Raw genomic sequence first — 22,552 nt, 5'->3', positions numbered from 1 at the left:
GAATCCTTCCATGCAAGAAGTCGTGATTGTTGCCGCCACTCGCACTGCCATCGGCAGCTTCCAGGGCTCGTTGGCCAATGTGTCCGCGGTTGACCTTGGTGCTGCGGTGATCCGCCAGTTGCTGGCGCAGACCGGGCTGGACCCGGCGCAAGTCGATGAAGTGATCATGGGCCAGGTGCTGACCGCCGGTGCCGGACAAAACCCTGCGCGTCAGGCCGCTATCAAGGCCGGCCTGCCCTTCTCCGTGCCGGCCATGACCCTGAACAAGGTTTGCGGCTCCGGCCTGAAAGCGCTGCATCTGGCGGCTCAGGCGATTCGCTGCGGCGATGCCGAAGTGATCATCGCTGGCGGCCAGGAAAACATGAGCCTGGCCAATTACGTCATGCCGGGCGCCCGCACCGGTTTGCGCATGGGTCACGCACAGATCGTCGACACGATGATCAGCGACGGTTTGTGGGATGCGTTCAACGATTACCACATGGGCATCACCGCCGAGAATCTGGCCGAGAAATACAGCCTGACCCGTGAGCAACAGGACGCCTTCGCTGCCGCGTCCCAGCAGAAAGCCGTGGCCGCCATCGAAGCCAGGCGGTTTGCCGATGAAATCACGCCGATCCTGATCCCGCAGCGCAAGGGCGATCCGCTGTCCTTCGCCACCGATGAACAGCCTCGGGCCGGCACCACCGCCGACTCTTTGGGCAAACTGAAAGCGGCCTTCAAGAAAGACGGTTCGGTAACTGCCGGCAACGCTTCTTCGCTGAACGACGGCGCCGCGGCGGTGATCCTGATGAGTGCGGAGAAAGCCAAGGCCCTCGGGCTGCCAGTGCTGGCGAAAATCGCCGCTTATGCCAACGCGGGCGTCGACCCGGCGATCATGGGCATCGGCCCGGTGTCGGCCACTCGTCGTTGTCTGGACAAGGCCGGTTGGTCCATCGATCAACTGGACCTGGTCGAAGCCAACGAAGCCTTCGCCGCGCAATCTCTGGCCGTGGCCAAGGATCTGGAATGGGACTTGAACAAGGTCAACGTCAACGGCGGCGCCATTGCCCTGGGCCATCCGATCGGCGCGTCGGGTTGCCGGGTGCTGGTGACCTTGCTGCATGAAATGATCAAGCGTGACGCCAAAAAAGGCTTGGCCACCCTGTGCATTGGTGGTGGTCAGGGCGTGGCACTCGCCATCGAACGCTAATCACCTCGCTCCTACAGGATTCGCGCATAACCTGTGGGAGCCTGCTCGCGATTTCTTGATTTTGAACCATCCATCGCACGCAATGCTAATGTGGCCGGCTCACACAGGGAGGTACGTGCGTGCTAATGCTCAAACTGCTGGTGATTCCGGGATTTCTATTGCTGATTTCCCTGGCCGGTAAACGCTGGGGCCCAAGTGTGGCCGGTTGGCTGTCGGGATTGCCGGTGGTGGTCGGGCCGATTCTGTTCTTCCTCGCCATCGAGCAGGGTCAGGTGTTCGCTGCTCAGGCGGCGACGGCAGCGTTATCGGCAATGTTCGCGATGATTGCTTTCTGCGTGACCTACGCCCAGGTTGCACAACGCTTGGGCTGGCCGTGGGCGCTGACGATTTCGCTGCTGGTCTGGGCCTTGACTGCCGGTGTGCTGTCACTGATCCCGCCGTCGCTGGTGTTCTCGGTGATCGCCGCCGCCACCGCGTTGCTGGCTGCGCCGTACCTGTTTCCCTCAGTGCAGCCCATCGTTTCAGGCCCGGCGCCGAAGTCCGACAAACTGTTGTTGCGCATGATGGCCGGCGCCCTGCTCACATTGGCTGTGACGTTGCTGGCCAGCACCGTCGGCGAACGCTGGAGCGGTCTGCTCGCGGTATTCCCGGTGCTGGGCAGTGTGATGGCGGTGTTTTCCCAGCAGACTCGCGGCCCGGCTTTTACCGCGGCGTTGCTCCGGGCGACGGCAACCGGGATGTATTCGTTTGCGGCGTTTTGTCTGGTGCTGGCATTGGCGTTGCCGACGTTTGGATGGCTGGGGTTTGTCTTGGGCATAGGCGTGTCGTTGGGGATGCTAGTGATCACTAAACGGCTGGCATTGCGTCGAAGGTGAGAACGTAGCAGGCCGTGGCAGCTGCTACAGATCGCGATCCGTGGGATGATCGCCGTCAAAGCGCAGATCATTCCCTGGAGAGTTTGAATGTCATTGTTGAGTAAAAAAGCCGTTGTTCTGCTGCTGATGGCGGCTACCAGCCTGGGCGCCTTGAATGCGCAGGCGGCCAAGGCCACTGCCAGCGACAAAGCGCCAGCCCAGAAGGTGTCGATGCTCGGCGGCAAATTCACCTTCACCCTGCCCAAGGGGTTCATCGCCAACCCGCTGCCAGCCGGCGATGCGGCCACCGGCACTGCCGGGGCGACTGGCACGATGTACACCAACCAGACCACCAAAACCGTGGTGATTGCGGCCGAAAACACCATCCCCGGCGGCGCCAACGTCAAGGACAACGACGGTGAATTCCTCGACGCCACCGTGTCCGCGTTCGCCACCGAGCAACGCAACGCCTTGCCGGACTTCAACAAAACCAGCGAAAAAAGCCTGACCCAGAAAGGCACAGGCCTGGGCCTTCGGCAGATCGACAGCACCGCCACCCAAGGCGGTGGCATGACCCTCGACAGCACGTTGATGGCCGCTTCCGGCACACGCATGGCCATCGTTCAGATCATCTCCCGCCCCAACGACAAAACCGGTCACGAAACGCTGGTCAAACAAATCGTCAGCGGCAAATAAACCCGAACGATTCAGGGATTAAGGCGCTGTAACCAGGCGCTCAAATCCTTCATCTCGGTGACGCTGATGCTGTGCCCAACACCCGGATAGGCATGAAACTCGGGCTTGAGTGACAGGCGCTGCAGCAAGCTGTCGGCCTCGGTGCCGTCGTTGTAGGGCAGGAGTGTGTCGGCGGTGCCATGACCGATGAAAATCGCCAGCTGCTGGCGTTTTTCATCCGGTTTGAGTTCGGACTTGAGCACCGGCAGGATTCGCCCGCTCAACGCTGCAATTCCGCCCACCGCCTCGGGATGACGCAACGCGACCTCGTAGGACATCATCGCGCCCTGGCTGAAACCCACCAGGAATACCTTGTCCGCTTCGGTGTGATATTTCTTCGCCGCTTGTGCGACAAAATCCCTCAGCACCTGCCCGCTGGCCTTCAAGTCGTCCGTCTCGCCGTCATAGGCGCCCTCGCCCTTCTGGCGAAACCACTGGTAACTGCCCTCCTCCAACGTCATCGGCGCCCGCACCGACAGGTAGTTGTACTGCGGCGGCAATTCATCCTTGATGTCGAACAGGTCCTGCTCGTTACTGCCGTAACCGTGCAGGAAAATTACCAGGGGTTGGTTGCGGGATTCAGCGTGGGCCTGCTCCAGGTACTTGAGCGGCAGATCGGTGTGCAGCGGGGTTTGAGCGTGGACGGCGGTGGACGCCAGGAGCGTGAGCAGAGCGAGTAATTTCAACATAAACCTTCCTTCACAGAGCGCAGGATTCGGGGCAAAGCCTAACACTGTGAGGCATGCTGGGGCATTTTAGGTGTTGCTGATGCCGCCATCGCGAGCAGGCTCGCTCCCACAGTTGATCGGTGTCGACTCGGTCAAATGTGGGAGCGAGCCTGCTCGCGATGAGGGCCTGAATTCCCCTGAAGATTTTCCTGCCAAAACTCCCACAGGTTTCTCATCTCGACAGAGAGAGCATAAAAAAGCGGCCACCGCGTCAACAGTGGCCACTTCTTTCTACCGCGTATTAATGGCCGTACACGTCAAAATTGAAGTACTTGTCCTGCACTTGCTTGTACTTGCCGTTGGCGCGGATTTCAGTGATAGCGGTGTTGAATTTGTCCGCCAGCTCTTTATCACCCTTGCGCACCGCGATGCCGGCACCGCCGCCGAAGTACTTGGCGTCTTCATAGGTCGGGCCGACAAAGGCGAAGCCTTTACCGGCGTCGGTTTTCAGGAAACCGTCATCCAGGTTGACCGAGTCGGCCAGCATCGCGTCGAGGCGACCGGCGACCATGTCCAGGTTGGCTTCCTGCTGGGAACCATAACGCACCAGGTTGATGCCGGCCGGCACCAGCACTTCAGTGGCGAAGCGGTCGTGGGTGCTGGCGCGCAGCACACCGACTTTCTTGCCTTTAAGCTCGGTCAGCGGGTCCTTGACGTCGGTGCCTTCCTTCATCACGAAGCGCGCCGGGGTGTGGTAGTACTTGATGGTGAAATCGACGTTCTTCTTGCGGTCGTCAGTGATGGTCATGGACGACAGGATCGCGTCGATTTTCTTGACCTTCAGGGCCGGGATCAGGCCATCGAACTCTTGCTCGACCCAGGTACACTTCACCTTCATCTGCTCACACAACGCATCGCCGATGTCCACGTCGAAACCGGTGAGCTTGCCGTCCGGGGTTTTCATCGAAAATGGCGGGTAACCGGCTTCGATACCGAGGCGAATCGGCTTGGCGTCTTCAGCCACGGCGGTCAGGGACAACATCGACAGTGCCAGGGCACCGAACATCACTCGCTTCTTCATTTATAACTCCTGTGTGCGGAGGCTTTTAATGGCAGCTTTCTGTTGGCAACTTTCGGCTAGTGAAGACCGAAGTGGCCGGCAGTCTAGAGCGGCTTCAGGAGGGCAAATTGTGTTTAAGCGACAAATACTTATAGAAAAACAGCCGAGGTATTCAAGGTACTTGAAGCGTGCGACACGGTGGTGCAAGGGCTGTAGGACAATCCCTTGCTTGAGACAAAACCTACAAAGTTTCGGGCGTGATCCGACCGAATAGTCGCACTGGCGATGAAGCTTTTTTTGCGGCACATTGACCCCTGCCACCCCATCCCCGAAAGAGAAACGTGATGCCCACGTTGAACCTGATCCAGCATCATCCTGCCGAAGGTCCTGGCGCCATTGCCGAATGGGCCCGGGCCCGTGGCATTACGCTAAACGTGTTTCGCGCCGACCTCGGCCAGTTGCCGCCGGTAAGCGCGGCACCGGTGATCCTGTTGGGCGGGCCCTATGAATCCAACGCCGGGCCGACGTGGCTGGAGGCGGAGCGTCAGTGGCTGGCGGGCAGTCTGGATCAGGGCGCGGCAGTGTTTGCGATTTGTCTGGGCGCGCAACTGCTGGCGCTGAGCCTGGGTGGGAATGTGCGGCGCATGGCTCATCCCGAAACTGGCTGGACGACCGTGACCTTTGCCGATGGCCAGACGTTGAAGGTGCTGGAATGGCACGAAGATGCGATCGACCTACCGGCGGAGGCGCAGTTGTTGGCCAGCAGTGACGTGTGTGAGCAGCAGATGTATCGCGTCGGGGCGACGCGGGTGGGATTGCAGTTCCACCCGGAGTGGAATGCCGAATCGGTGGCGATTCTCAATGAGCACTTTGCCGAGGAATCACCGTTGCCTCGGGGGCCACAGGACAGCGCGGCCTATCAAGCCGTCAATCGCTGGTTGCAGGCGGTGCTGGATGGGTGGTGGGCGGGGGTTTAAACGGCAAGATCAAAAGATCGCAGGCTTCCCCAGCTCCTACAGGGTAACGCGTTCCAATGTAGGGAGCTGGCGAAGCCTGCGATCTTTTCGGCTACATCAACATTCGCAGCCGATCACGGTACTGACCGGCCGTTGCAGCACAACACTCAATTCAAACCCCTCATCCAGCCACCCGGTAACCCCGCCAATCATCTCCTTGACCGGGTAACCCTGCGCCGCCAATTTCACCGCGGCCTTGTTGGCGCCGTTGCAGTGGGGCCCTGCGCAATAAACCACAAACAACGTGGCCTTCGAATAAACCGCCAGGCCGTCAGCGGTGATCAGCCGTCCCGGAATGTTGATCGCGCCCGGCACATGTCCACGTTCGAACGCCAATGGTCCGCGCACGTCCACCAGGACAAAGTCCACCTCGCCAGCCTGTTGGCTACCGTAGACGTCGGAACAATCGGTCTCGAAGGTCAGACGGTTGCTGAAATGCATCAGGGCGATGGCAGATGGGGCTGCGGGAATTTCGCGAACCAGGCTGGGCATGGGTTGTACTCCAAAGTCTCGGTGGGTGTGGGAAGACTTTATCTGCCCCGCGCTTGTCGCTACAGTGGCGCACAAGACACTCACCGGGAATTTTCCGCCAAATGCAGCCCACCCCTGGATTAGTCGCGATTCTGGCCTACGACGGCCTCTGTACCTTCGAATTCGGCATCGCCGTGGAGATCTTCGGTCTGACGCGGCCGGAGTTCGATTTCCCTTGGTATGAGCATTGTATCGTCGCCGTCGACCAAGGGCCGATGCGCGCCATGGGCGGCATTCACGTGCTGGCCGACGGCGGGATGGAACTGCTGGAAGAGGCCCGGACCATCATCATCCCCGGCTGGCGCGACCGCAGCGCGACGGTGCCTGAACCTTTGCTCGCAGCCCTGCGCCAGGCCCATGCCCGGGGCGCGCGATTGCTGTCGATCTGTTCCGGGGTATTCGTACTGGCGGCCACCGGTTTGCTCGACGGTCACGGCGCCACGACGCATTGGCGATACACAGCTGAACTGGCCGAACGTTTTCCGAACATTCAGGTGGACCCGGACGTGCTCTATGTTGATTCCGGCCAATTGATCACCTCGGCCGGCAGCGCCGCTGGCATCGATGCCTGCCTGCACCTGGTCGCGCGGGATTTCGGCACTCAGGTGGCCAACTCGGTGGCGCGACGGTTGGTGATGTCGCCGCAACGCACCGGCGGTCAGGCGCAGTTCATTCCGTCACCGGTCAGCCCGACGCCGCGCAGCGATCTGTCGCGGGTCATGCAATGGGCGCGGGAACGGCTGCACGAACCGTTGGAAGTTCGCGACCTTGCCAGCGAGGCGGCGATGAGTGAACGCACGTTCCTGCGGCGCTTCACCGAAGCCAGCGGCCTGCCGCCCAAGGCGTGGTTGCAGCATGAGCGCCTGGCCCGGGCCCGCGAGCTGCTGGAGAGCACCCGCCAAAACACCGAGCAGATTGCCCAGCACTGCGGTTATCGTTCGGTGGAGAGTTTCCGGGTGGCGTTTCGCAGTGTGGTCGGCGTGCCACCGTCGGTGTATCGGGAGCGGTTTGGGCGTGAGGTCAAGGCGGTTTTTTGAGGTGTGCTTGAGGGCCTCATCGCGAGCAGGCTCGCTCCCACATTAGATCTGTGGTGACCACAAGACCATTGTAGGAGCGAGCGGTGCGGCGATCCGACTTGCCCGCGAAGGCGTCGTACACAAATGTTGTGATCAATAGAGATCCAATGTGGGAGCGAGCCTGCTCGCGATGGCGCCACCCCAGACACCCATTAGCTCAAGGCTTACGCAACAGATAAGTATCCATAATCCACCCATGCTCCAGCCGCGCCGCCTGACGCACTCGCTCAATCTCTTCCGCGACATCCTTGAGCTTGCCGCTAATAAGGATTTCATCCGGCGTCCCCAAATAAGCCCCCCAGTAAATCTCCGTCTCCTGATCGGCCACGTAATGGTAGGCATCCTGCGCATCCAGCATCACCACCAGGCTGTCGGCGTCACTCACCTGCCCCGCCGCCAACCGCCGGCCGGTGGTGATTTCAATCGAGCGACCGATGCGATTCAGCGGCACCTTATGCTGCGCCGCCAACGCCTGCACGCTGGTGATCCCTGGGATCACCTCGAACTCGAACACACACCGGCCTGACGCCAGAATCGCCTGCAGAATCCGAATGGTGCTGTCGTACAACGCCGGGTCGCCCCATACCAGAAAACCGCCGCACTGCTCGTCAGTCATTTCGTCGTTGATCAGCCGTTCGAAAGTCTGCTGCTTGGCGCGGTTCAGGTCTTCGACGCTGGCCTTGTAGTCCACATCCCCGCGCTCCCGCTCCGGGCTGTGGGCTTCGACGAAGCGGTAGTCAGGATCGGTGATGTAGCGCTCACAGATCTCGCGGCGCAGGTCGATCAGTTTGTCTTTGCTCTGGCCCTTGTCCATGAGGAAAAACACATCGACGCGGTTCAGCGCCTTCACCGCCTGCATGGTGATGTAGTCGGGGTTGCCGGCGCCGACACCGATGACCAGAAGTTTTTTCATCAACGTGCTCCCTCGGGGTCCGTGCCCATCAAGCGTAGCCGCCAGCGACCGTTGAACCGCAACTCGATGGCCGACAACGGTTCGACATCGATCTGGTTGAACGCCGCGCCCTGCAGCACCTGCATCAATGCGGCGCGAATGACAAAAGGATGGGTGATGGCAACGATATGCCCCGGCGTCGCCTCAAGGCTACTCAACCACGCAGCCACCCGCTCACCGAGTTGCGCCACCGATTCTCCACCGTGGGGCGCCGAGGTCGGGTCATTGAGCCAGGTCTGGAGCGTCTCGGGTTCGGTTGTTTGCAGGTCGTCGATCGACGTGCCTTTCCAGCGTCCGAAATCGCAATCTGCCAGTGCCGCGACAATCTCCACGTCGTCGCCAAACAGCTCAGCGGTTTGCCGGGTCCGCAGTTCCGGGCCACAGAGCAAACGGGGTGTTCCCTTGAACTGGCGGCAACGCGAACCCTTCGCCGAATACCAATCCATTTCCAACGGCTCGTTCGTAGGAAAACGCGCCAATTTCTGTGCGACGGTTCGAGCGTGGCACATCAGGGTCAAGCGGGTCGCCTGCACGGAAGATCACTCTGTCGATAGGATGGAAAACGGCACGATGTCGCAAATAGTCGCGGTCATTGTGCCGCAAGACGCGCGCACTCTGAACGCATTCCTCGTAGCAGCTGTCGAGCCTGCGAGGCTGCGTTCGGCCGCGTAGCGGTCGTGAGTCCGGCTGATGCGGTGTGTCTGATGCACCGCAAGTTCTGGTTTGACGACTGCTGCGCAGCCGAACGCAGCCTCGCAGGCTCGACAGCTGCTACGGCATTGGGCTCGCAGAGCCCATTTTATCCCCCGATAAGTAGCGATCTCTTACACCACTATGGGCGATGTCCTACAAAGCCAGTCGACCTCCGCGTAGCCCGCGGCGCACGGGGTTTTCGCACCATTTTTGGGCTTTTAGAATCCGCGGAAAAATTCACTAGACATGTAGCACACGTTACATAAATACTATTTTAGCGATTTATGAAACGAAACCGACACGCCCATCCAGCAGGAGCCCGGATGTCCTCTCTCAGAGACCTGATCACCGCCCCCGACCTGGACTTCACTCCGTCAGAACGCAAAGTCATACGTGCCTTGCTGGATCAGTACCCGCGTAACGGACTGGGCCCGATGTCACGTCTGGCCGAACATGCCGGTGTCAGCGATCCGACCATCGTGCGGCTGGTAAAGAAGCTGGGTTTCAGCGGTTATGCCGACTTTCAGGAAGCCTTGCTCAGCGACATGGATGACCGCCTGCGCTCTCCCAGTACCCTGCTGCAACCCCGCGCCCATCTCAAAAAAGATGACCCCTGGGGCCATTATCTGGCGAACAGCCATCGGGCATTGGTCGACACTCAGGCGCTGACCCAACCCGAAGATGTGCGAATTCTGATCGAATGGCTGCTCGACACCCGCCATCAGGTCCATTGCTTTGGCGGCCGCTTCAGCAGTTTCCTCGCCAACTATTTGCTCAACCATCTGCGCCTGTTGCGGCCCGGCTGTTTTGCCCTGGAAGAAAACGCGCAATTGCCGGATCGGTTGTTCGACGTACAACGTCAGGACGTGGTGCTGGTGTTCGACTATCGCCGCTACCAGTCCCAGGCCCTGCGGGTCGCCAATGCCGCGAAGAGTCGACATGCGCGGGTCGTGCTGTTCACCGATATCTATGCGTCACCGCTGCGAGAAATGGCCGACCTGATCATCAGTGCACCGGTGGAATCGGCGTCGGCCTTCGACTCGATGGTTCCGGCGCTGGCCCAGGTTGAAGCACTGGTTGCCTGCCTGTCCCTGCGTAGCCCCGATCTGGCCGATCGCCTGGAAGGCATCGATGCCCTGCGGACCGACTTCGACACTCACCTGCTGGAGGATAAATAAGGATGTTCACGCTCCCCCACCACTCGCCCCGGGATTTGCCGTTTGCCGCCGACCACACCGCACTGTTGCTGGTGGACATGCAGCGTGCCTGGCTCGAGCCGCAGTTCGATCCGCACCTCAACGACCCGGATGCCGAATACTTTCTGACCCGCGCCCACATGCAAGTGGTGCCCAATCAACGCCGGCTGCTCAGTGCCTTTCGTAATGCACGACAAAACGTGCTGCACACGCTCATCGAAAGCCTCACCGCCGATGGTCGCGATCGTTCGCTGGACCACAAACTCTCGGACATGCACCTGCCCAAGGGCAGCCTGCAAGCGCGAATCATCGATGACCTGACGCCGATCGAAAACGAAATCGTGCTGCCCAAGACCTCTTCCGGGGTCTTCAACTCCACCCACATCGACTACGTGCTGCGCAACCTTGAAACCCGGCACCTGATCATCGCCGGCATCGTCACCGACCAGTGCGTCGACATGGCCGTGCGTGACGCCGCCGACCGCGGTTACCGGGTGACGCTGGTCGAAGATGCCTGCGCCACCTACACCGAACAACGGCATCACGCCTGCCTGAACGCCATCAAGGGCTACTGCTGGATCACCGACACCCAGACCGTGCTCCGCCGGTTACAGGAGATGCAGCCATGAGCGCTCGCCTGTCGCCACTGCCGATGACCACGATCGTCACCACCGACCTGATCGGCGTGACGCGCGGTCGTTCCTTTCCTACGGACGAACTCGATGCCTATCAAGTGGCGGGCTGCGGCTGGGTGCCGGCCAACAGCTCCCTGACCCCGCAAGACATCATCGCCTCCAGCAATCCATGGGGTGCTTATGGAGACTTGCGGCTGATCCCCGACTTGAGCAGCCGCGTGACCGTCAACAACGGCCCGGACGCCAATGCCCCGGCGCTGGACTTCATTCATGGCGACATTCGCGAAACCGATGGCCGTCCGTGGGGCGCCTGTCCGCGCACGCTGTTGCGCAACGAGGTGGAGCGTTATCGCGACGAATTGGGACTGCAGATCAACGCCGCGTTCGAACATGAATTCAACCTCGGCAGCGGCGCGGCTGAGCATCTGGCGTTCTCTCTTGAGGCTCAGCGCCAGGGCGCCGAGTTCGGCGGCTGGTTGCTCAGCGCACTGCGTGCCGGCGGTGTGGAACCGGAGATGTTCCTGCCGGAATACGGCAAGCACCAATACGAAATCACCTGCCGCCCGGCCCTTGGCGTCGCCGCCGCCGACCGCGCGGTGAACGTGCGCGAGATCACCCGTGAGATCGCCCGGCAAATGGGTCTGGACCTGAGTTTTGCGCCCAAGACCTCCGAGCAGGCGGTGTGCAATGGCGTGCATTTACACGTGAGCCTGCAGGATCTGGCCGGCCACCCGGTGATGTACGACGCCGGCACCACCAACGGCCTGTCGACCCTCGGCCAGCATTGGGCCGCCGGCGTTCTGCATTATTTGCCGGCGCTCTGCGCCTTTACCGCGCCGACACCCGTTTCCTACGAACGTTTGCAGCCCCATCACTGGAGCGCTTCCTACGCTTGCCTCGGCCAACGCAACCGCGAAGCGGCGCTGCGGATTTGTCCGACTGTGAGCCTGGGCGGCAAAGCCGTGGCGGCGCAGTACAACCTGGAATTTCGCGCCATGGACGCCACCGCCTCACCGCATCTGGCCATGGCCGCGTTGCTGATCGCCGGACGCCTGGGCATCGAGCAGCGCCTGGCCCTGAACGCGATCACCGATGAAGTCCCCGATTCCCTGAACGAAGAGCAACGCCAGGCCCGCGGCATCGTCGCCCTGCCCGCGTCCCTGTCCCAGGCCCTGGAATGCCTGCGCAACAGCGAGGCGCTGATCGAAGCCCTGCCCAGCGCCTTGCTGGACACCTGGTTCGCCCTTAAAACCGAGGAACTGACGCTGACGGAACAGCTCTCGCCCGCCGATCTATGTGAGCACTATGCCCGCCTGTACTGAGTCCGCCGAACTGGGGCTCTATACCCAGCCTGCGTACACCCTGAGCCGGGAAGCCTCCGAGCACCCGCTGATTCTGGTGTGTGAACACGCCAGTCGTTTCATCCCGGCCGGGTTGAATGACCTGGGCTTGAGCCATGAGGCGGCGCGCGAACACATCGCCTGGGACATTGGCGCCCTGGCGCTGGCCGAGGGCTTGTCCCAAGCACTGGGCGCCACCCTGCTGGCGGCCAACTACTCACGGCTGTTGATCGACCTCAACCGCCCGCGCCATGCGCCGGACAGCATTGCGTTGCAGAGCGAGATTTATCAGGTGCCGGGCAATCGGGATCTGGACGAGGCCACCCGCGACTATCGCCGGCACTGCCTGTTCAAGCCGTTTCATGCACGCTTGCAAACCTTGATCGACGCCCGTATGGCGCAAGGTCGACCGGTTCGCCTGGTGGGGATTCACAGTTTCACGCCGATCTATTACGGCCAACCACGACTGCTGGAAGTCGGCGTGTTGTACGGACAGGCCGGGGAGTACGCCCAGCGAGTGATCGACGGGCTGAGTCGGCACCCCTTGAAAGTCGCCGGTAATCAGCCGTACAAAGTCGATCCGCTGGGTGACATGACCGTGCCGGTTCACGGCGATGCACGAGGGCTTGAGTCGGTGTTGATCGAGGTGCGCAACGATCTGCTACGCACGCCCGAAAACATCGGTCGCTGGACCGACTATCTGGCGCCACTGCTGTAGAGCAATAGCTTCGAACTCGCAGCGTGCAGCTGCTTTCATATCAAGGAGAAAGGCTTCATGGAAATAGAAGAATTCGGCTACAAGCAAGAGTTGAAACGTAGCCTGTCGCTGACGGATCTAGTGGTGTACGGGATGATCTTCATGATCCCCATCGCCCCGTTCGGCGTTTATGGTTACGTCAACGCCGAAGCGCCGGGGATGGTGCCGCTGGCCTACATCATTGGCATGGTGGCGATGCTGTTCACCGCCCTCAGTTACGGCAGCATGGCCCGCGCGTTTCCAATTGCGGGTTCGGTGTATTCCTACGCACAACGCGGCCTCAATCCGCATGTCGGGTTTATCGCCGGTTGGCTGATGCTGCTCGATTATTTGCTGATTCCGCCGCTGCTCTATGTCTACGCGGCAATGGCGCTGAATCATTTGTACCCGGACATCCCGAAAGTCGGCTTCATCCTGGCCTTTTTGGTCAGCGCTACCTTCGTCAACCTGCGGGGTATCACCTTCACCGCGCGGATGAACATTGTTTTTCTACTGGCGCAACTGGTGGTGCTGGGGATCTTCCTGTTCTACGCCTGGAATGCCCTGCACAGCGGCGGCGGTAACGGCGAACTGACCTTGGCGCCGCTGTATAACCCCGAGACATTCAACTTCGTCCTGCTGATGCAAGCGGTGTCGATTGCGGTGCTGTCGTTCCTCGGTTTCGATGCCATTTCCACCCTTGCCGAAGAGATCAAGGGCGACCCGGGCCGCAGCGTCGGCAAGGCTGCGCTGATTACATTGCTGGTGATGGGTGTGATCTTTGTGGTGCAGACCTGGATTGCCGCGGATCTGGCCGCCGGCCTGGGCTTCAAGACCGCCGACACTGCGTTCTATGAAATCGCCGAAATCGCCGCCGGCAGCTGGCTGGCAACCTTGACCGCCGTGGCCACCGCCCTGGCCTGGGGCGTAGCCGTCGCGATCACCTCGCAAGCGGCGGTTTCGCGCCTGCTGTTCGGCATGGCCCGGGACGGCAAGCTGCCGAAAGTGCTGGCCAAGGTGCATCCGAAACACAACACGCCGTACATGAGCATCTATCTGGTGGCGGTGCTGTCGCTGGTGATCTGCTACCTGTTCATCAACTCGGCGGACATCCTCACCTCCCTGGTGAACTTCGGCGCCCTGAGCGGCTTCATGTTGCTGCACCTGACCGTAATCAACTATTACTGGCGTCGGCAGAAGTCCGGCCAGGTGATCCGTCACCTGATCTGCCCGGTGATCGGCTTCATCATCGTCGCGGCCATCATGTACAACATGGGCGTCGATGCACAGAAACTCGGCCTGATCTGGATTGCCCTGGGGCTGGTCTATCTATTCTTCCTCAACAAACTGGGTGCCAGCACGGTCCTACCCGACCCAAGCAATGGCTGACAAGAAAAAGAGCAGCGTCTGACATGAATTCAGGCGACTGCCGCTTTAACGCGTGGAAACCGACAGTGATAGTCAGGTTCGGTGCAAATCGCCGAACCCTTTGATACAGGAGTACATCCATGCTGGTCTTACGCCCAGTGGAGTTGACCGACCTGCCCCAGTTGCAGCAACTGGCGCGCGACAGTCTGGTGGGGGTCACGTCCTTGCCGGACGACACCGAACGCCTGCGCGAGAAGATTCTCGACTCCTGCGCTTCGTTCCAGAAAGACGTCCAGGGGCCAGGCCCGGAGAACTATTTCTTCGTGCTGGAAAATCTGACGACCCGTTGTCTGGCCGGCTGCTCGGAAATCCTCGCCACCGCAGGGTTCAACGAGCCGTTCTACAGTTTGCGCAATCGCCATTTCACCAGCGCCTCACGGGAGCTGAACATCGAGCACGGGGTGCCGGCGCTGTCGTTGTGCCACGACCTCAGTGGTCATACGTTGCTGCGCGGTTTCCATATCGACGCGGCGCTGGAACGCACGCGGTTTTCCGAATTGCTGTCCCGGGCACGGCTGCTGTTCATCGCCGCCCACGAGGCGCGCTTTGCCGAAGCGGTGATCACCGAGATCGTCGGTTACAGCGACGAACAGGGGCAGTCACCGTTCTGGGATGCGCTGGGCAAGCATTTCTTCGACCTGCCCTACGTCGAAGCCGAGCGGCTTTGCGGTCTGCAGAGCCGGACATTTCTCGCCGAACTGATGCCGCAGTACCCGATCTACGTGCCGATGCTGCCGACGGCGGCACAGGCATGTATCGGCCGGATTCATCCCGACGGTCAGGAGGCCTTCGACATTCTTGAACGCGAAGGCTTCGAGACCAACAGCTATATCGACCTGTTCGACGGTGGCCCGACGTTATACGCACGCACCTCGAACATTCGCTCCATCGCCCAGAGCCAGACCGGCACGGTGCACCCTGGCTCGGCCATCGACGCACGCGGCAGTTATCTGGTGAGCAACGATTCGTTGAAGGGTTATCGCGCCATCGTCGCCGAACTGGACTATCGCGCCGGGCAACCTGTGGCCTTGAGCGCTGAGATGTGCGCAGCCCTGAATGTGACCGACGCCAGTGCGATCCGGTTGATCGCCCTGTGAGCCGCCACCGGCCCCATGCCCAACGACAACGCCAGAACAGGCGCGAAGAAGGAGCTGCATTATGATTGTCCGCCCGGTTCAAGTCACCGACCTGCCCGCCTTGCTGGATCTGGTGCAACGGGCCGGCCCCGGGTTCACCACCCTGCCGGCCAGTGAGGAACGCCTGACCCACCGAGTGCGCTGGGCCCAGCGCACCTTTGCCGAACAGGTCGAGCGTGCGGACGCCGATTACCTATTCGTGCTTGAAGACGACGATCAACAAGTGGTGGGCGTCAGTGCCGTGGCGGGGGCTGTCGGCCTGCGGGAACCCTGGTACAACTATCGGGTGGGGCTTACCGTCAGCTCATCGCCGGACCTGGGTATTCAGCGCCAGATCCCCACGTTGTTCCTGAACAACGAAATGACCGGCCAATCGGAAATCTGTTCGCTGTTTCTGCGACACGATCAACGTCACGGCAACAATGGTCGGTTGCTGTCGCTGGGGCGCCTGCTGTTCGTTGCCGAGTTCCCCCACCTGTTCGGCGACAAGCTCATTGCCGAACTGCGCGGCAGTGCCGACGAACAAGGCTGCTCGCCGTTTTGGGACAGCCTGGGCCGGCACTTTTTCAAGATGGATTTCAGCCATGCCGATCACTTGTCGGGGCTGGGCAGCAAAGCCTTTATCGCCGAACTGATGCCACGCCAGCCGCTCTACACCTGCCTACTCACCGAACAGGCCCAGGCGGTCATCGGCAAGCCGCACCCGAACACTGAACCTGCATTGAAGATCCTCACTGCCGAGGGGTTTGCCCATAAAGGTTACATCGACATCTTCGATGCCGGCCCGGTGATCGAAGCCCCAGTGTCGAGAATCCGCACGGTGCGAGACAGCCAACGTTTGGAGCTGGCCATCGGCACGCCCGACGACCAGGCGCCGATGTGGCTGATCCACAACCGCCGCCTGGAAAATTGCCGCATCACCACTGCCCAGGCGCGGCTGGTCGGCAACAGCCTGATCGTCGACCGGCTCACCGCCAAGCGCCTGCAACTGCAACCCGGCAACTCGGTCCGCGCCGTGCCGCTGCGCAACCGACAGCAGCAGGCGGTGGCGGCATGAGCATGTAGCAGCTGGCGAAGCCTGCGTTCGGGCCGCGTTCGGACGATCTTTTGATCTCGCATCCCTTGGCCGACAAATTCGTCATCATTCTTCACCCGCCCACGTGATAGCCTTTTGTTCCTTCGGCGTTGACACTTTTGCTCAAGCCCTTCCATTCCTTTGTATTGGTGGAACTTATATGTCCAGGCTGTCTCATCAAGATTTGCGTCGTAATTTCCGCCAACTGTTCGCTTCCAACGCCTGCTACCACACTGCATCTGTCTTCGACCCCATGTCGGCACGCATTGCCGCTGACCTGGGTTTTGAAGTGGGGATTCTCGGTGGTTCGGTCGCGTCGCTGCAGGTGCTGGGCGCCCCGGACTTTGCGTTGATCACCCTGAGCGAGTTCGCCGAGCAGGCTACCCGCATCGGCCGCGTGGCCCAATTGCCGGTGATCGCCGATGCCGACCACGGCTATGGCAACGCACTTAACGTCATGCGCACCATCGTCGAGCTCGAACGCGCCGGCATCGCCGCCCTGACCATTGAAGACACCTTGCTGCCCGCGCAATTCGGCCGCAAATCCACTGACCTGATCGGGGTCGCGGAAGGCGTCGGCAAGATCCGCGCGGCTCTGGAAGCCCGGGTCGACTCGGAAATGGCGATCATTGCGCGGACCAATGCCGGGATCCTGCCAGTTCAGGAAATCATCAGTCGCACCCAGCAATACCAACAGGCCGGGGCGGACGGGATTTGCATGGTGGGCGTGCGGGACTTCGACCACCTCGAACAAATCGCCGAGCACCTGAGTGTGCCGCTGATGCTGGTCACCTACGGCAACCCGCTGCTGCGCGACGACAAACGTCTCGCCGAACTGGGCGTGCGCGTCACCATCGACGGCCATGGCGCCTACTTCGCCGCGATCAAGGCCACTTACGACAGCCTGCGCGAGCAACGCCAGATCTTTACTCAGGCTTCAGACCTGAATGCCACTGAACTGACGCATACGTACACGCAGCCTGAGGATTACATTCTTTGGGCGAAGGAATATATGAGCGTCAAGGAGTGAGGGTTCGGCTGAAATGATAGTGTGAACCGACATGACGCCATCGCGAGCAGGCTCGCTCCCACAGGGGGTTTGTGATGATTGGGTTACACCGAATCGAGCAACGCCTTATGCGGCTTACCGTCGCCGTGGCAGATGACGCGGTTGCGGCCAGTTGTCTTGGCTTCGTAGAGCGCCTGGTCGGCGTCGTTGAGCCATAGGGTCGCGTCGTCGTGGGCCGGGTTGAAGGCCGCCAGGCCGATGCTCAAACTGACTTTCAACGCCGGGTTCTGCTCATAACCCAAGGTGGCAAAACGATCACGCAGCGCATCCATCGCCACGGCGGCACGGTCCAGCGGCAGGTCCGGCAGCAGCACGCAGAATTCATCGCCGCCATAGCGCCCGGCAACATCCGCTGCCCGGAGGTTCTGCTTGAGCATTTTACTCAGCTGACGCAGGACAATGTCCCCGGCGACATGGCCGTACGTGTCATTGATGATTTTGAAGTGATCAATGTCGATCAGCGCAATCGCCCCGCCCTGCTGCTGGCGCTGGCATCGCTGGAATTCGACTTCCAGCTGATCTTTCCAGGCACCGTGATTCAGCAAACCCGTCAGGCTGTCGGTGCGGCTCAGGGCCAATAGTTCGCGCTTGTGTCGGCCAAGAGTATGGGCCTGACGAAAGCAGATCCAGCCCAGCACCATCGGATAAATCGACAATAAAGGCAAACAGGCGTACAGCTGCATCGGACTGGTTTGCGGGACAAAAGCCGGCATGAACACCAGCAACCCGAGGCCAATCCCAAGCAGTTGCGCGACGGCGCCCATCAACAGAAAACGCAAACCGCCGATGGCTACGTTGTTCATCGCCATCATCGAAAGGGTCGCGGCGGTGGGCAGCGGATTGAATTGCATGGCAGCCACCCAGAAACCACCGAGAAACGCGTCCACCAGAATGTTGCGGTGTTCGGCACGAAAAGGAATTTCCGCCCGGCGCGCCCATTGCCAGGCCACGTGCGGCCAGAGCAGCCCGTTGAGCAGCATCACCGCCCAGACCCATGGCGCCGGGTTAAGTGGGTACATCCCTGCGCCGACACACAACAACCCAAGGGCCAAGCCCAAGGTTCGCGACGCATACAGCCTCCTGGCCAGTGAAAGTCCCTTTCCTCCCTTTTTTTCCATAGAGGCCTCTGTACCACTGAACGGAGCCTGACAACGCACGGGTTGAAAAGTGTGTTTGAAGTCTATCAGGGTAACGGCAAATAGCCATCACCGGTTGGCGGTCTGAAGAGCGTGGCATTGCCGTGAGCTGAATGCCCACTGTTTGGTCTATACATGAAGGGAGGGATCGATAAACACCGATAAAGAGGAGGCCTTTGTAGCAGCTGCCGAGCCTGCGATGCTGCGTTCGGCGGTAGCAGCTGCCGAGCTTGCGAGGCTGCGTTCGGCTGCGAAGCAGTCGTAAATCCGGCTGACGCGGTTTGCCTGATGCACTGCAAATTCTGGTTTGACGACTGCTTCGCAGCCGAACGCAGGCTTCGCCAGCTGCTACAAAGAGTGTGTCGAGGTGGAATTGGATTTCAGTTATCACCCATTGACCCCGGGCGCTCAAACCCGCCGACCACACTCTGTCCTGATCACTGCAAAGGAATAGCCTGATGCTTTTGTTGGTTGTCACTATCGCCGTCTTCGTGGCCTGGAGCTGGTTGAGCTACCCGGCCATCGGTTACTGGCTCTATGACTTGAACATGGCGCTGGAGGCCCGGCTGTACCGGTTGCACAAAATCGTCGTGCCAATCCCCGAAATGACCGTTTCGACCTGGCAAGGCGGGCCTTACGAAGCCTCCAGCAGCGTGCTGATGCTGCACGGCTTCAGCGCCGACAAGAACATCTGGCTGCGCTTCGCCCGGCATTTTGTCGACGACTACCGGGTGATTATTCCTGACCTCGCCGGGCATGGCGAAACCGGCTTCAAGGCCGGCGGTGGCTATGACATTCCGGTCCAGGCCAAACGATTGATCCAGTTGCTCGATATCTGCGGGGTCGAAAAGGTGCACGTGATCGGTAACTCCATGGGCGGTTACATCGCGGCATGGCTGGCAGCCACTTACCCGGAGCGAATTATCTCGCTGGCGCTGCTCGACCCGGCTGGCGTCACCGCCCCGGAGCTCAGCGACATGGAGCGACACCTGGCCCGTGGCCACAACCCGTTTTTGATTCATTCCCGTGAAGAATTCCAGTATTTCTACGCGATGACCATGGCCTCACCGCCATGGGTGCCGGGGATCGTGCTGGACGCCGTCGCTCAGCGCTATGAACAGCAGCGCGACGAGCTGGAAGAAATCTTCAGGGACTTTCACGCCAGCCCGCCGATGGAGCCGAAACTGCCCGACATCAAATGCCCGGCGCTGCTCCTGTGGGGGCGCAAGGACCGCTTGATCGACGTCAGCAGCGTACCGGTCTGGAGCAAGGGCATCGCCGATCTGCAGGTGGAAATCTGGGACGGTGTCGGCCATATGCCGATGGTTGAGCAACCGGCCAATACAGCGCAGTTGTACCGGGAGTTTTTGGAGACACATCGCTCCTGACCCTTCCCCCGTAGCAGCTGTCGAGCCTGCGAGACTGCGTTCGGCAGATAATTCGGGGTGATGTTCAGCGATTCATATGAGGCGCGATGATGAACATTCTTTACGACGAACGCATCGACGGTGTTCTGCCCAATGTCGACAAGGCTGTATTACTCAAAGCCTTGCAACAGGAGGTGCCGGACCTGGACATTCTCTGGCGCGAAGAAGAACTCAAACCCTACGAATGCGACGGTCTGTCGGCCTATCGCACCACGCCGATGCTGGTCGCCCTGCCCCGGCAGCTGGAACAGGTGCAGGCGCTGCTCAGGCTCTGTCATGCCCGCAACGTGCCGGTGGTGGCGCGTGGGGCCGGCACCGGGTTGTCCGGCGGTGCGCTGCCGTTGGACAAAGGCGTGTTGCTGGTGATGGTGCGGTTCAACAGCATCCTGCACATCGATCCTGCCGCCCGCACCGCTCGGGTCCAGCCGGGGGTGCGCAACCTGGCGATTTCCGAGGCGGCGGCGCCCTTCGGCTTGTATTACGCGCCGGACCCGTCCTCGCAAATCGCCTGCTCCATCGGCGGCAACGTCGCGGAAAACGCCGGCGGCGTGCATTGCCTCAAATACGGCCTGACCGTGCACAACCTGCTCAAACTCGAAGTATTGACCCTCGAAGGCGAACACCTGACCCTCGGTGCCGATTCGCTGGACGCGCCGGGCTTCGACCTGCTGGCACTGTTCACCGGCTCCGAAGGCTTGCTGGGGATCATCACTGAAGTCACGGTCAAACTGCTGCCCAAACCCCAAGTCGCCAAAGTCCTGCTGGCGAGTTTCGATTCGGTGGAAAAGGCTGGCCACGCGGTAGCCGAGATCATCGCCGCCGGGATCATTCCCGCAGGCCTGGAGATGATGGACAATCTGGCGATCCGTGCCGCCGAGGATTTCATTCACGCCGGTTACCCGGTGGACGCCGAGGCGATCCTGCTGTGCGAACTGGACGGTGTCGAAGCCGATGTCCACGACGACTGCGAGCGGGTCCGCGAGGTGCTGCAACAGGCCGGTGCCAGCGAGGTACGCCAAGCCCGCGACGAAGCCGAACGCGTGCGGTTTTGGGCCGGGCGCAAGAACGCCTTCCCGGCGATCGGCCGCCTCTCGCCGGATTACTACTGCATGGACGGCACCATTCCCCGCCGCGAACTGCCCGGCGTGCTCAAGGGCATTGCCAGCCTGGCGCGAGAGTACGGTTTGCGTGTGGCTAACGTTTTCCATGCCGGCGATGGCAATATGCACCCGCTGATCCTGTTCGACGCCAACCAGCCCGGCGAACTGGAACGGGCCGAAGCCCTCGGCGGCAAGATCCTCGAACTGTGCGTGAAAGTCGGCGGCAGCATCACCGGCGAGCATGGCGTCGGCCGGGAGAAAATCAATCAGATGTGCGCACAGTTCAACAGTGACGAATTAACCCTGTTTCACGCCGTCAAAGCCGCATTCGATCCAAAAGGCCTGCTCAACCCCGGCAAGAACATCCCGACGCTGCACCGTTGCGCGGAATTCGGTGCGATGCACATCCACGCCGGGCAACTGCCGTTCCCTGAACTGGAACGTTTCTGATGCCGGACTTCGATGCCAGTGAAGCCCTGCTGGAGCAGGTCAAACAGGCACGGGAAAACGCCACGCCGCTGCGCATTCAGGGCGGTAACACCAAGGCGTTTCTGGGCCGTGAAGTGGCCGGAGAAATACTCGACACCCGCGCCCATCGCGGCATCGTCAGCTACGACCCGACGGAGCTGGTGATCAGCGTTCGCGCCGGCACGCCGCTGAGCGAATTGTTTGCCGCACTGGATGCAAAGGGGCAAATGCTGCCCTGCGAGCCGCCGTCGTTCGGTGAGGGCGCCACCGTCGGCGGGATGATCGCGGCGGGGTTGTCCGGGCCACGGCGCCCGTGGTCCGGTTCGGTGCGCGATTTTGTCCTCGGTACCCGGGTGATCAGCGGCCTCGGCACTCACCTGCGCTTCGGCGGTGAAGTGATGAAAAACGTCGCCGGCTACGACCTCTCGCGCCTGATGGTGGGCAGTTATGGCTGCCTCGGCGTGCTGTCCGAAGTCTCGCTCAAAGTGCTGCCCAAACCCCGGCAATGCTTGAGCATCAGCCTGGACATCGACTGTGCCCACGCCTTGGCCAATTTGGCGCAATGGGGCCAGCAACCGCTGCCCATCAGCGCCGCCTGCCACGATGGCCGGCGTTTGTATCTGCGGCTGGAAGGCGGCGAAGGCTCGGTCGCAGCCGCTCATCAACGGCTCGGCGGCGAACCGATGGATTCCGGTTTTTGGTCCGACCTGAACGAACAACGACTAGACTTTTTCAATGAAGGCCTGCCGCTGTGGCGCTTGTCATTGCCCAACAACCTCGGGCCTCTGGACTTGCCCGGCGAGCAACTGATCGACTGGGGCGGCGCGCAACGCTGGTTGAAATCCGCGGCCGACAACATTCAGTCGCGGGCCCTTGAACTCGGCGGCCACGCCACCGGTTTCAGCCATGGCGTCAGCGACACGCCCTTCCAGCCGCTGGCCCCGGCACTGCTGCGCTATCACCGGCAACTCAAGGCGCAACTGGACCCGCTAGGGCTATTCAACCCCGGCCGGATGTACGCGGAACTCTAGT

General features: G+C 61.0%; 22 protein-coding genes. 16 read left to right on the top strand and 6 right to left on the bottom strand.

Annotated elements, in window-relative coordinates; translation table 11 throughout:
- Window positions 1–10 precede the first annotated feature (10 nt).
- The 3 genes from ACYZT2_RS12325 (at window position 11) to ACYZT2_RS12315 (ending at window position 2,739) form a co-directional block, all read left to right on the top strand.
- Window positions 11–1,189 (top strand): acetyl-CoA C-acetyltransferase, encoded by a 1,179-nt coding sequence (locus ACYZT2_RS12325; RefSeq protein WP_461972435.1) that lies wholly within the window; start codon window positions 11–13, stop codon window positions 1,187–1,189.
- 119 nt (window positions 1,190–1,308) lie between these two features.
- Window positions 1,309–2,064, top strand: a complete 756-nt coding sequence (locus ACYZT2_RS12320) for a hypothetical protein (RefSeq protein WP_461972433.1) — start codon at window positions 1,309–1,311, stop codon at window positions 2,062–2,064.
- Between the two features lie 87 nt (window positions 2,065–2,151).
- Complete coding sequence (locus tag ACYZT2_RS12315; RefSeq protein ID WP_201060113.1) at window positions 2,152–2,739, top strand: DcrB/PsbP domain-containing protein; 588 nt, start codon at window positions 2,152–2,154, stop codon at window positions 2,737–2,739.
- Between the two features lie 11 nt (window positions 2,740–2,750).
- Here ACYZT2_RS12315 and ACYZT2_RS12310 read toward each other — a convergent pair whose 3' ends face one another.
- Both ACYZT2_RS12310 and ACYZT2_RS12305 read right to left on the bottom strand, forming a co-directional pair.
- Window positions 2,751–3,467 (bottom strand): alpha/beta hydrolase, encoded by a 717-nt coding sequence (locus tag ACYZT2_RS12310; protein WP_461972430.1) that lies wholly within the window; start codon window positions 3,465–3,467, stop codon window positions 2,751–2,753.
- 280 nt (window positions 3,468–3,747) lie between these two features.
- Window positions 3,748–4,527 (bottom strand): ABC transporter substrate-binding protein, encoded by a 780-nt coding sequence (locus ACYZT2_RS12305; protein WP_008013776.1) that lies wholly within the window; start codon window positions 4,525–4,527, stop codon window positions 3,748–3,750.
- Between the two features lie 323 nt (window positions 4,528–4,850).
- Here ACYZT2_RS12305 and ACYZT2_RS12300 point away from each other — a divergent pair, with 323 nt between their 5' ends.
- Window positions 4,851–5,483, top strand: a complete 633-nt coding sequence (locus ACYZT2_RS12300; protein ID WP_461972428.1) for a type 1 glutamine amidotransferase — start codon at window positions 4,851–4,853, stop codon at window positions 5,481–5,483.
- Between the two features lie 96 nt (window positions 5,484–5,579).
- On the opposite strand, the gene ACYZT2_RS12295 is transcribed toward ACYZT2_RS12300, so the two are convergent.
- Window positions 5,580–6,014, bottom strand: a complete 435-nt coding sequence (locus tag ACYZT2_RS12295) for a rhodanese-like domain-containing protein (protein ID WP_461972426.1) — start codon at window positions 6,012–6,014, stop codon at window positions 5,580–5,582.
- Between the two features lie 101 nt (window positions 6,015–6,115).
- On the opposite strand from ACYZT2_RS12295, the gene ftrA reads away from it, so the two are divergent.
- The gene (gene ftrA / locus ACYZT2_RS12290) at window positions 6,116–7,090 is read left to right on the top strand and encodes a transcriptional regulator FtrA (protein ID WP_461972424.1); all 975 of its coding nucleotides are present in this window, start codon (window positions 6,116–6,118) and stop codon (window positions 7,088–7,090) included.
- Window positions 7,091–7,286: 196 nt separating this feature from the next.
- Here the strand turns inward: ftrA and cobF are convergent, their stop codons facing one another.
- Together cobF and ACYZT2_RS12280 are read right to left on the bottom strand one after the other, a co-directional pair.
- Window positions 7,287–8,042 carry a precorrin-6A synthase (deacetylating) gene (gene cobF, locus ACYZT2_RS12285; RefSeq protein WP_461972422.1) on the bottom strand — a complete coding sequence of 252 codons (756 nt, stop codon included), beginning with the start codon at window positions 8,040–8,042 and terminating at the stop codon, window positions 7,287–7,289.
- On the bottom strand, window positions 8,042–8,614 hold the full coding sequence (locus ACYZT2_RS12280; protein ID WP_461972420.1) for a histidine phosphatase family protein: 573 nt from the start codon (window positions 8,612–8,614) through the stop codon (window positions 8,042–8,044). Before ACYZT2_RS12280 ends, cobF begins: the two co-directional genes overlap by 1 nt.
- A gap of 483 nt (window positions 8,615–9,097) precedes the next feature.
- Here ACYZT2_RS12280 and ACYZT2_RS12275 point away from each other — a divergent pair, with 483 nt between their 5' ends.
- The 8 genes from ACYZT2_RS12275 (at window position 9,098) to ACYZT2_RS12240 (ending at window position 17,350) form a co-directional block, all read left to right on the top strand.
- Window positions 9,098–9,952 (top strand): MurR/RpiR family transcriptional regulator, encoded by an 855-nt coding sequence (locus ACYZT2_RS12275; RefSeq protein WP_461972418.1) that lies wholly within the window; start codon window positions 9,098–9,100, stop codon window positions 9,950–9,952.
- Window positions 9,953–9,954: 2 nt separating this feature from the next.
- Window positions 9,955–10,599 carry a cysteine hydrolase family protein gene (locus ACYZT2_RS12270; protein WP_461972416.1) on the top strand — a complete coding sequence of 215 codons (645 nt, stop codon included), beginning with the start codon at window positions 9,955–9,957 and terminating at the stop codon, window positions 10,597–10,599.
- Entirely contained in the window at window positions 10,596–11,927 is a 1,332-nt protein-coding gene (locus ACYZT2_RS12265) for a type I glutamate--ammonia ligase (protein ID WP_461972414.1), read from the top strand. Before ACYZT2_RS12270 ends, ACYZT2_RS12265 begins: the two co-directional genes overlap by 4 nt.
- Window positions 11,911–12,663: an N-formylglutamate amidohydrolase gene (locus ACYZT2_RS12260; protein ID WP_461972412.1), complete on the top strand. Its 753-nt coding sequence runs from the start codon at window positions 11,911–11,913 to the stop codon at window positions 12,661–12,663. The genes ACYZT2_RS12265 and ACYZT2_RS12260 overlap by 17 nt, the downstream gene beginning before the upstream one ends.
- A gap of 57 nt (window positions 12,664–12,720) precedes the next feature.
- A complete protein-coding gene (locus ACYZT2_RS12255) occupies window positions 12,721–14,070 on the top strand; it encodes an APC family permease (protein WP_461972410.1) in 1,350 nt (449 codons plus the stop codon).
- A 119-nt stretch (window positions 14,071–14,189) separates the two neighbouring features.
- Window positions 14,190–15,206, top strand: a complete 1,017-nt coding sequence (locus ACYZT2_RS12250) for an arginine N-succinyltransferase (RefSeq protein WP_461972408.1) — start codon at window positions 14,190–14,192, stop codon at window positions 15,204–15,206.
- Window positions 15,207–15,267: 61 nt separating this feature from the next.
- A complete protein-coding gene (gene astA, locus ACYZT2_RS12245) occupies window positions 15,268–16,302 on the top strand; it encodes an arginine N-succinyltransferase (RefSeq protein WP_461972406.1) in 1,035 nt (344 codons plus the stop codon).
- A 178-nt stretch (window positions 16,303–16,480) separates the two neighbouring features.
- Complete coding sequence (locus ACYZT2_RS12240; RefSeq protein ID WP_461972404.1) at window positions 16,481–17,350, top strand: isocitrate lyase/PEP mutase family protein; 870 nt, start codon at window positions 16,481–16,483, stop codon at window positions 17,348–17,350.
- A gap of 83 nt (window positions 17,351–17,433) precedes the next feature.
- Here the strand turns inward: ACYZT2_RS12240 and ACYZT2_RS12235 are convergent, their stop codons facing one another.
- The gene (locus ACYZT2_RS12235) at window positions 17,434–18,507 is read right to left on the bottom strand and encodes a diguanylate cyclase (RefSeq protein WP_461972402.1); all 1,074 of its coding nucleotides are present in this window, start codon (window positions 18,505–18,507) and stop codon (window positions 17,434–17,436) included.
- Between the two features lie 476 nt (window positions 18,508–18,983).
- On the opposite strand from ACYZT2_RS12235, the gene ACYZT2_RS12230 reads away from it, so the two are divergent.
- From ACYZT2_RS12230 to glcE, 3 genes are all read left to right on the top strand, one after another.
- The gene (locus ACYZT2_RS12230; RefSeq protein WP_461972400.1) at window positions 18,984–19,913 is read left to right on the top strand and encodes an alpha/beta fold hydrolase; all 930 of its coding nucleotides are present in this window, start codon (window positions 18,984–18,986) and stop codon (window positions 19,911–19,913) included.
- A gap of 89 nt (window positions 19,914–20,002) precedes the next feature.
- A complete protein-coding gene (gene glcD / locus ACYZT2_RS12225; protein ID WP_461973082.1) occupies window positions 20,003–21,502 on the top strand; it encodes a glycolate oxidase subunit GlcD in 1,500 nt (499 codons plus the stop codon).
- A complete protein-coding gene (gene glcE, locus ACYZT2_RS12220; RefSeq protein WP_461972398.1) occupies window positions 21,502–22,551 on the top strand; it encodes a glycolate oxidase subunit GlcE in 1,050 nt (349 codons plus the stop codon). Before glcD ends, glcE begins: the two co-directional genes overlap by 1 nt.
- Window position 22,552 lies beyond the last annotated feature (1 nt).

It is taken from the genome of Pseudomonas sp. MDT1-85 (assembly GCF_054898065.1).
This window is presented reverse-complemented; position numbering and strand designations above follow the sequence as displayed.

Excerpts from the sequence above, each read along its gene's own strand:
- glcE (WP_461972398.1), top strand. The coding sequence starts at position 21,502 with ATGCCGGACTTCGATGCCAGTGAAGCCCTGCTGGAGCAGGTCAAACAG.
- ACYZT2_RS12295 (WP_461972426.1), bottom strand. The coding sequence starts at position 6,014 with ATGCCCAGCCTGGTTCGCGAAATTCCCGCAGCCCCATCTGCCATCGCC.
- ACYZT2_RS12315 (WP_201060113.1), top strand. The coding sequence starts at position 2,152 with ATGTCATTGTTGAGTAAAAAAGCCGTTGTTCTGCTGCTGATGGCGGCT.
- ACYZT2_RS12275 (WP_461972418.1), top strand. The coding sequence starts at position 9,098 with ATGTCCTCTCTCAGAGACCTGATCACCGCCCCCGACCTGGACTTCACT.
- ACYZT2_RS12235 (WP_461972402.1), bottom strand. The coding sequence starts at position 18,507 with ATGGAAAAAAAGGGAGGAAAGGGACTTTCACTGGCCAGGAGGCTGTAT.
- ACYZT2_RS12255 (WP_461972410.1), top strand. The coding sequence starts at position 12,721 with ATGGAAATAGAAGAATTCGGCTACAAGCAAGAGTTGAAACGTAGCCTG.
- ACYZT2_RS12300 (WP_461972428.1), top strand. The coding sequence starts at position 4,851 with ATGCCCACGTTGAACCTGATCCAGCATCATCCTGCCGAAGGTCCTGGC.
- ACYZT2_RS12310 (WP_461972430.1), bottom strand. The coding sequence starts at position 3,467 with ATGTTGAAATTACTCGCTCTGCTCACGCTCCTGGCGTCCACCGCCGTC.
- cobF (WP_461972422.1), bottom strand. The coding sequence starts at position 8,042 with ATGAAAAAACTTCTGGTCATCGGTGTCGGCGCCGGCAACCCCGACTAC.
- ACYZT2_RS12260 (WP_461972412.1), top strand. The coding sequence starts at position 11,911 with ATGCCCGCCTGTACTGAGTCCGCCGAACTGGGGCTCTATACCCAGCCT.
- ACYZT2_RS12270 (WP_461972416.1), top strand. The coding sequence starts at position 9,955 with ATGTTCACGCTCCCCCACCACTCGCCCCGGGATTTGCCGTTTGCCGCC.
- ACYZT2_RS12325 (WP_461972435.1), top strand. The coding sequence starts at position 11 with ATGCAAGAAGTCGTGATTGTTGCCGCCACTCGCACTGCCATCGGCAGC.
- astA (WP_461972406.1), top strand. The coding sequence starts at position 15,268 with ATGATTGTCCGCCCGGTTCAAGTCACCGACCTGCCCGCCTTGCTGGAT.
- ACYZT2_RS12250 (WP_461972408.1), top strand. The coding sequence starts at position 14,190 with ATGCTGGTCTTACGCCCAGTGGAGTTGACCGACCTGCCCCAGTTGCAG.
- ftrA (WP_461972424.1), top strand. The coding sequence starts at position 6,116 with ATGCAGCCCACCCCTGGATTAGTCGCGATTCTGGCCTACGACGGCCTC.
- glcD (WP_461973082.1), top strand. The coding sequence starts at position 20,003 with ATGAACATTCTTTACGACGAACGCATCGACGGTGTTCTGCCCAATGTC.
- ACYZT2_RS12265 (WP_461972414.1), top strand. The coding sequence starts at position 10,596 with ATGAGCGCTCGCCTGTCGCCACTGCCGATGACCACGATCGTCACCACC.
- ACYZT2_RS12305 (WP_008013776.1), bottom strand. The coding sequence starts at position 4,527 with ATGAAGAAGCGAGTGATGTTCGGTGCCCTGGCACTGTCGATGTTGTCC.
- ACYZT2_RS12240 (WP_461972404.1), top strand. The coding sequence starts at position 16,481 with ATGTCCAGGCTGTCTCATCAAGATTTGCGTCGTAATTTCCGCCAACTG.
- ACYZT2_RS12230 (WP_461972400.1), top strand. The coding sequence starts at position 18,984 with ATGCTTTTGTTGGTTGTCACTATCGCCGTCTTCGTGGCCTGGAGCTGG.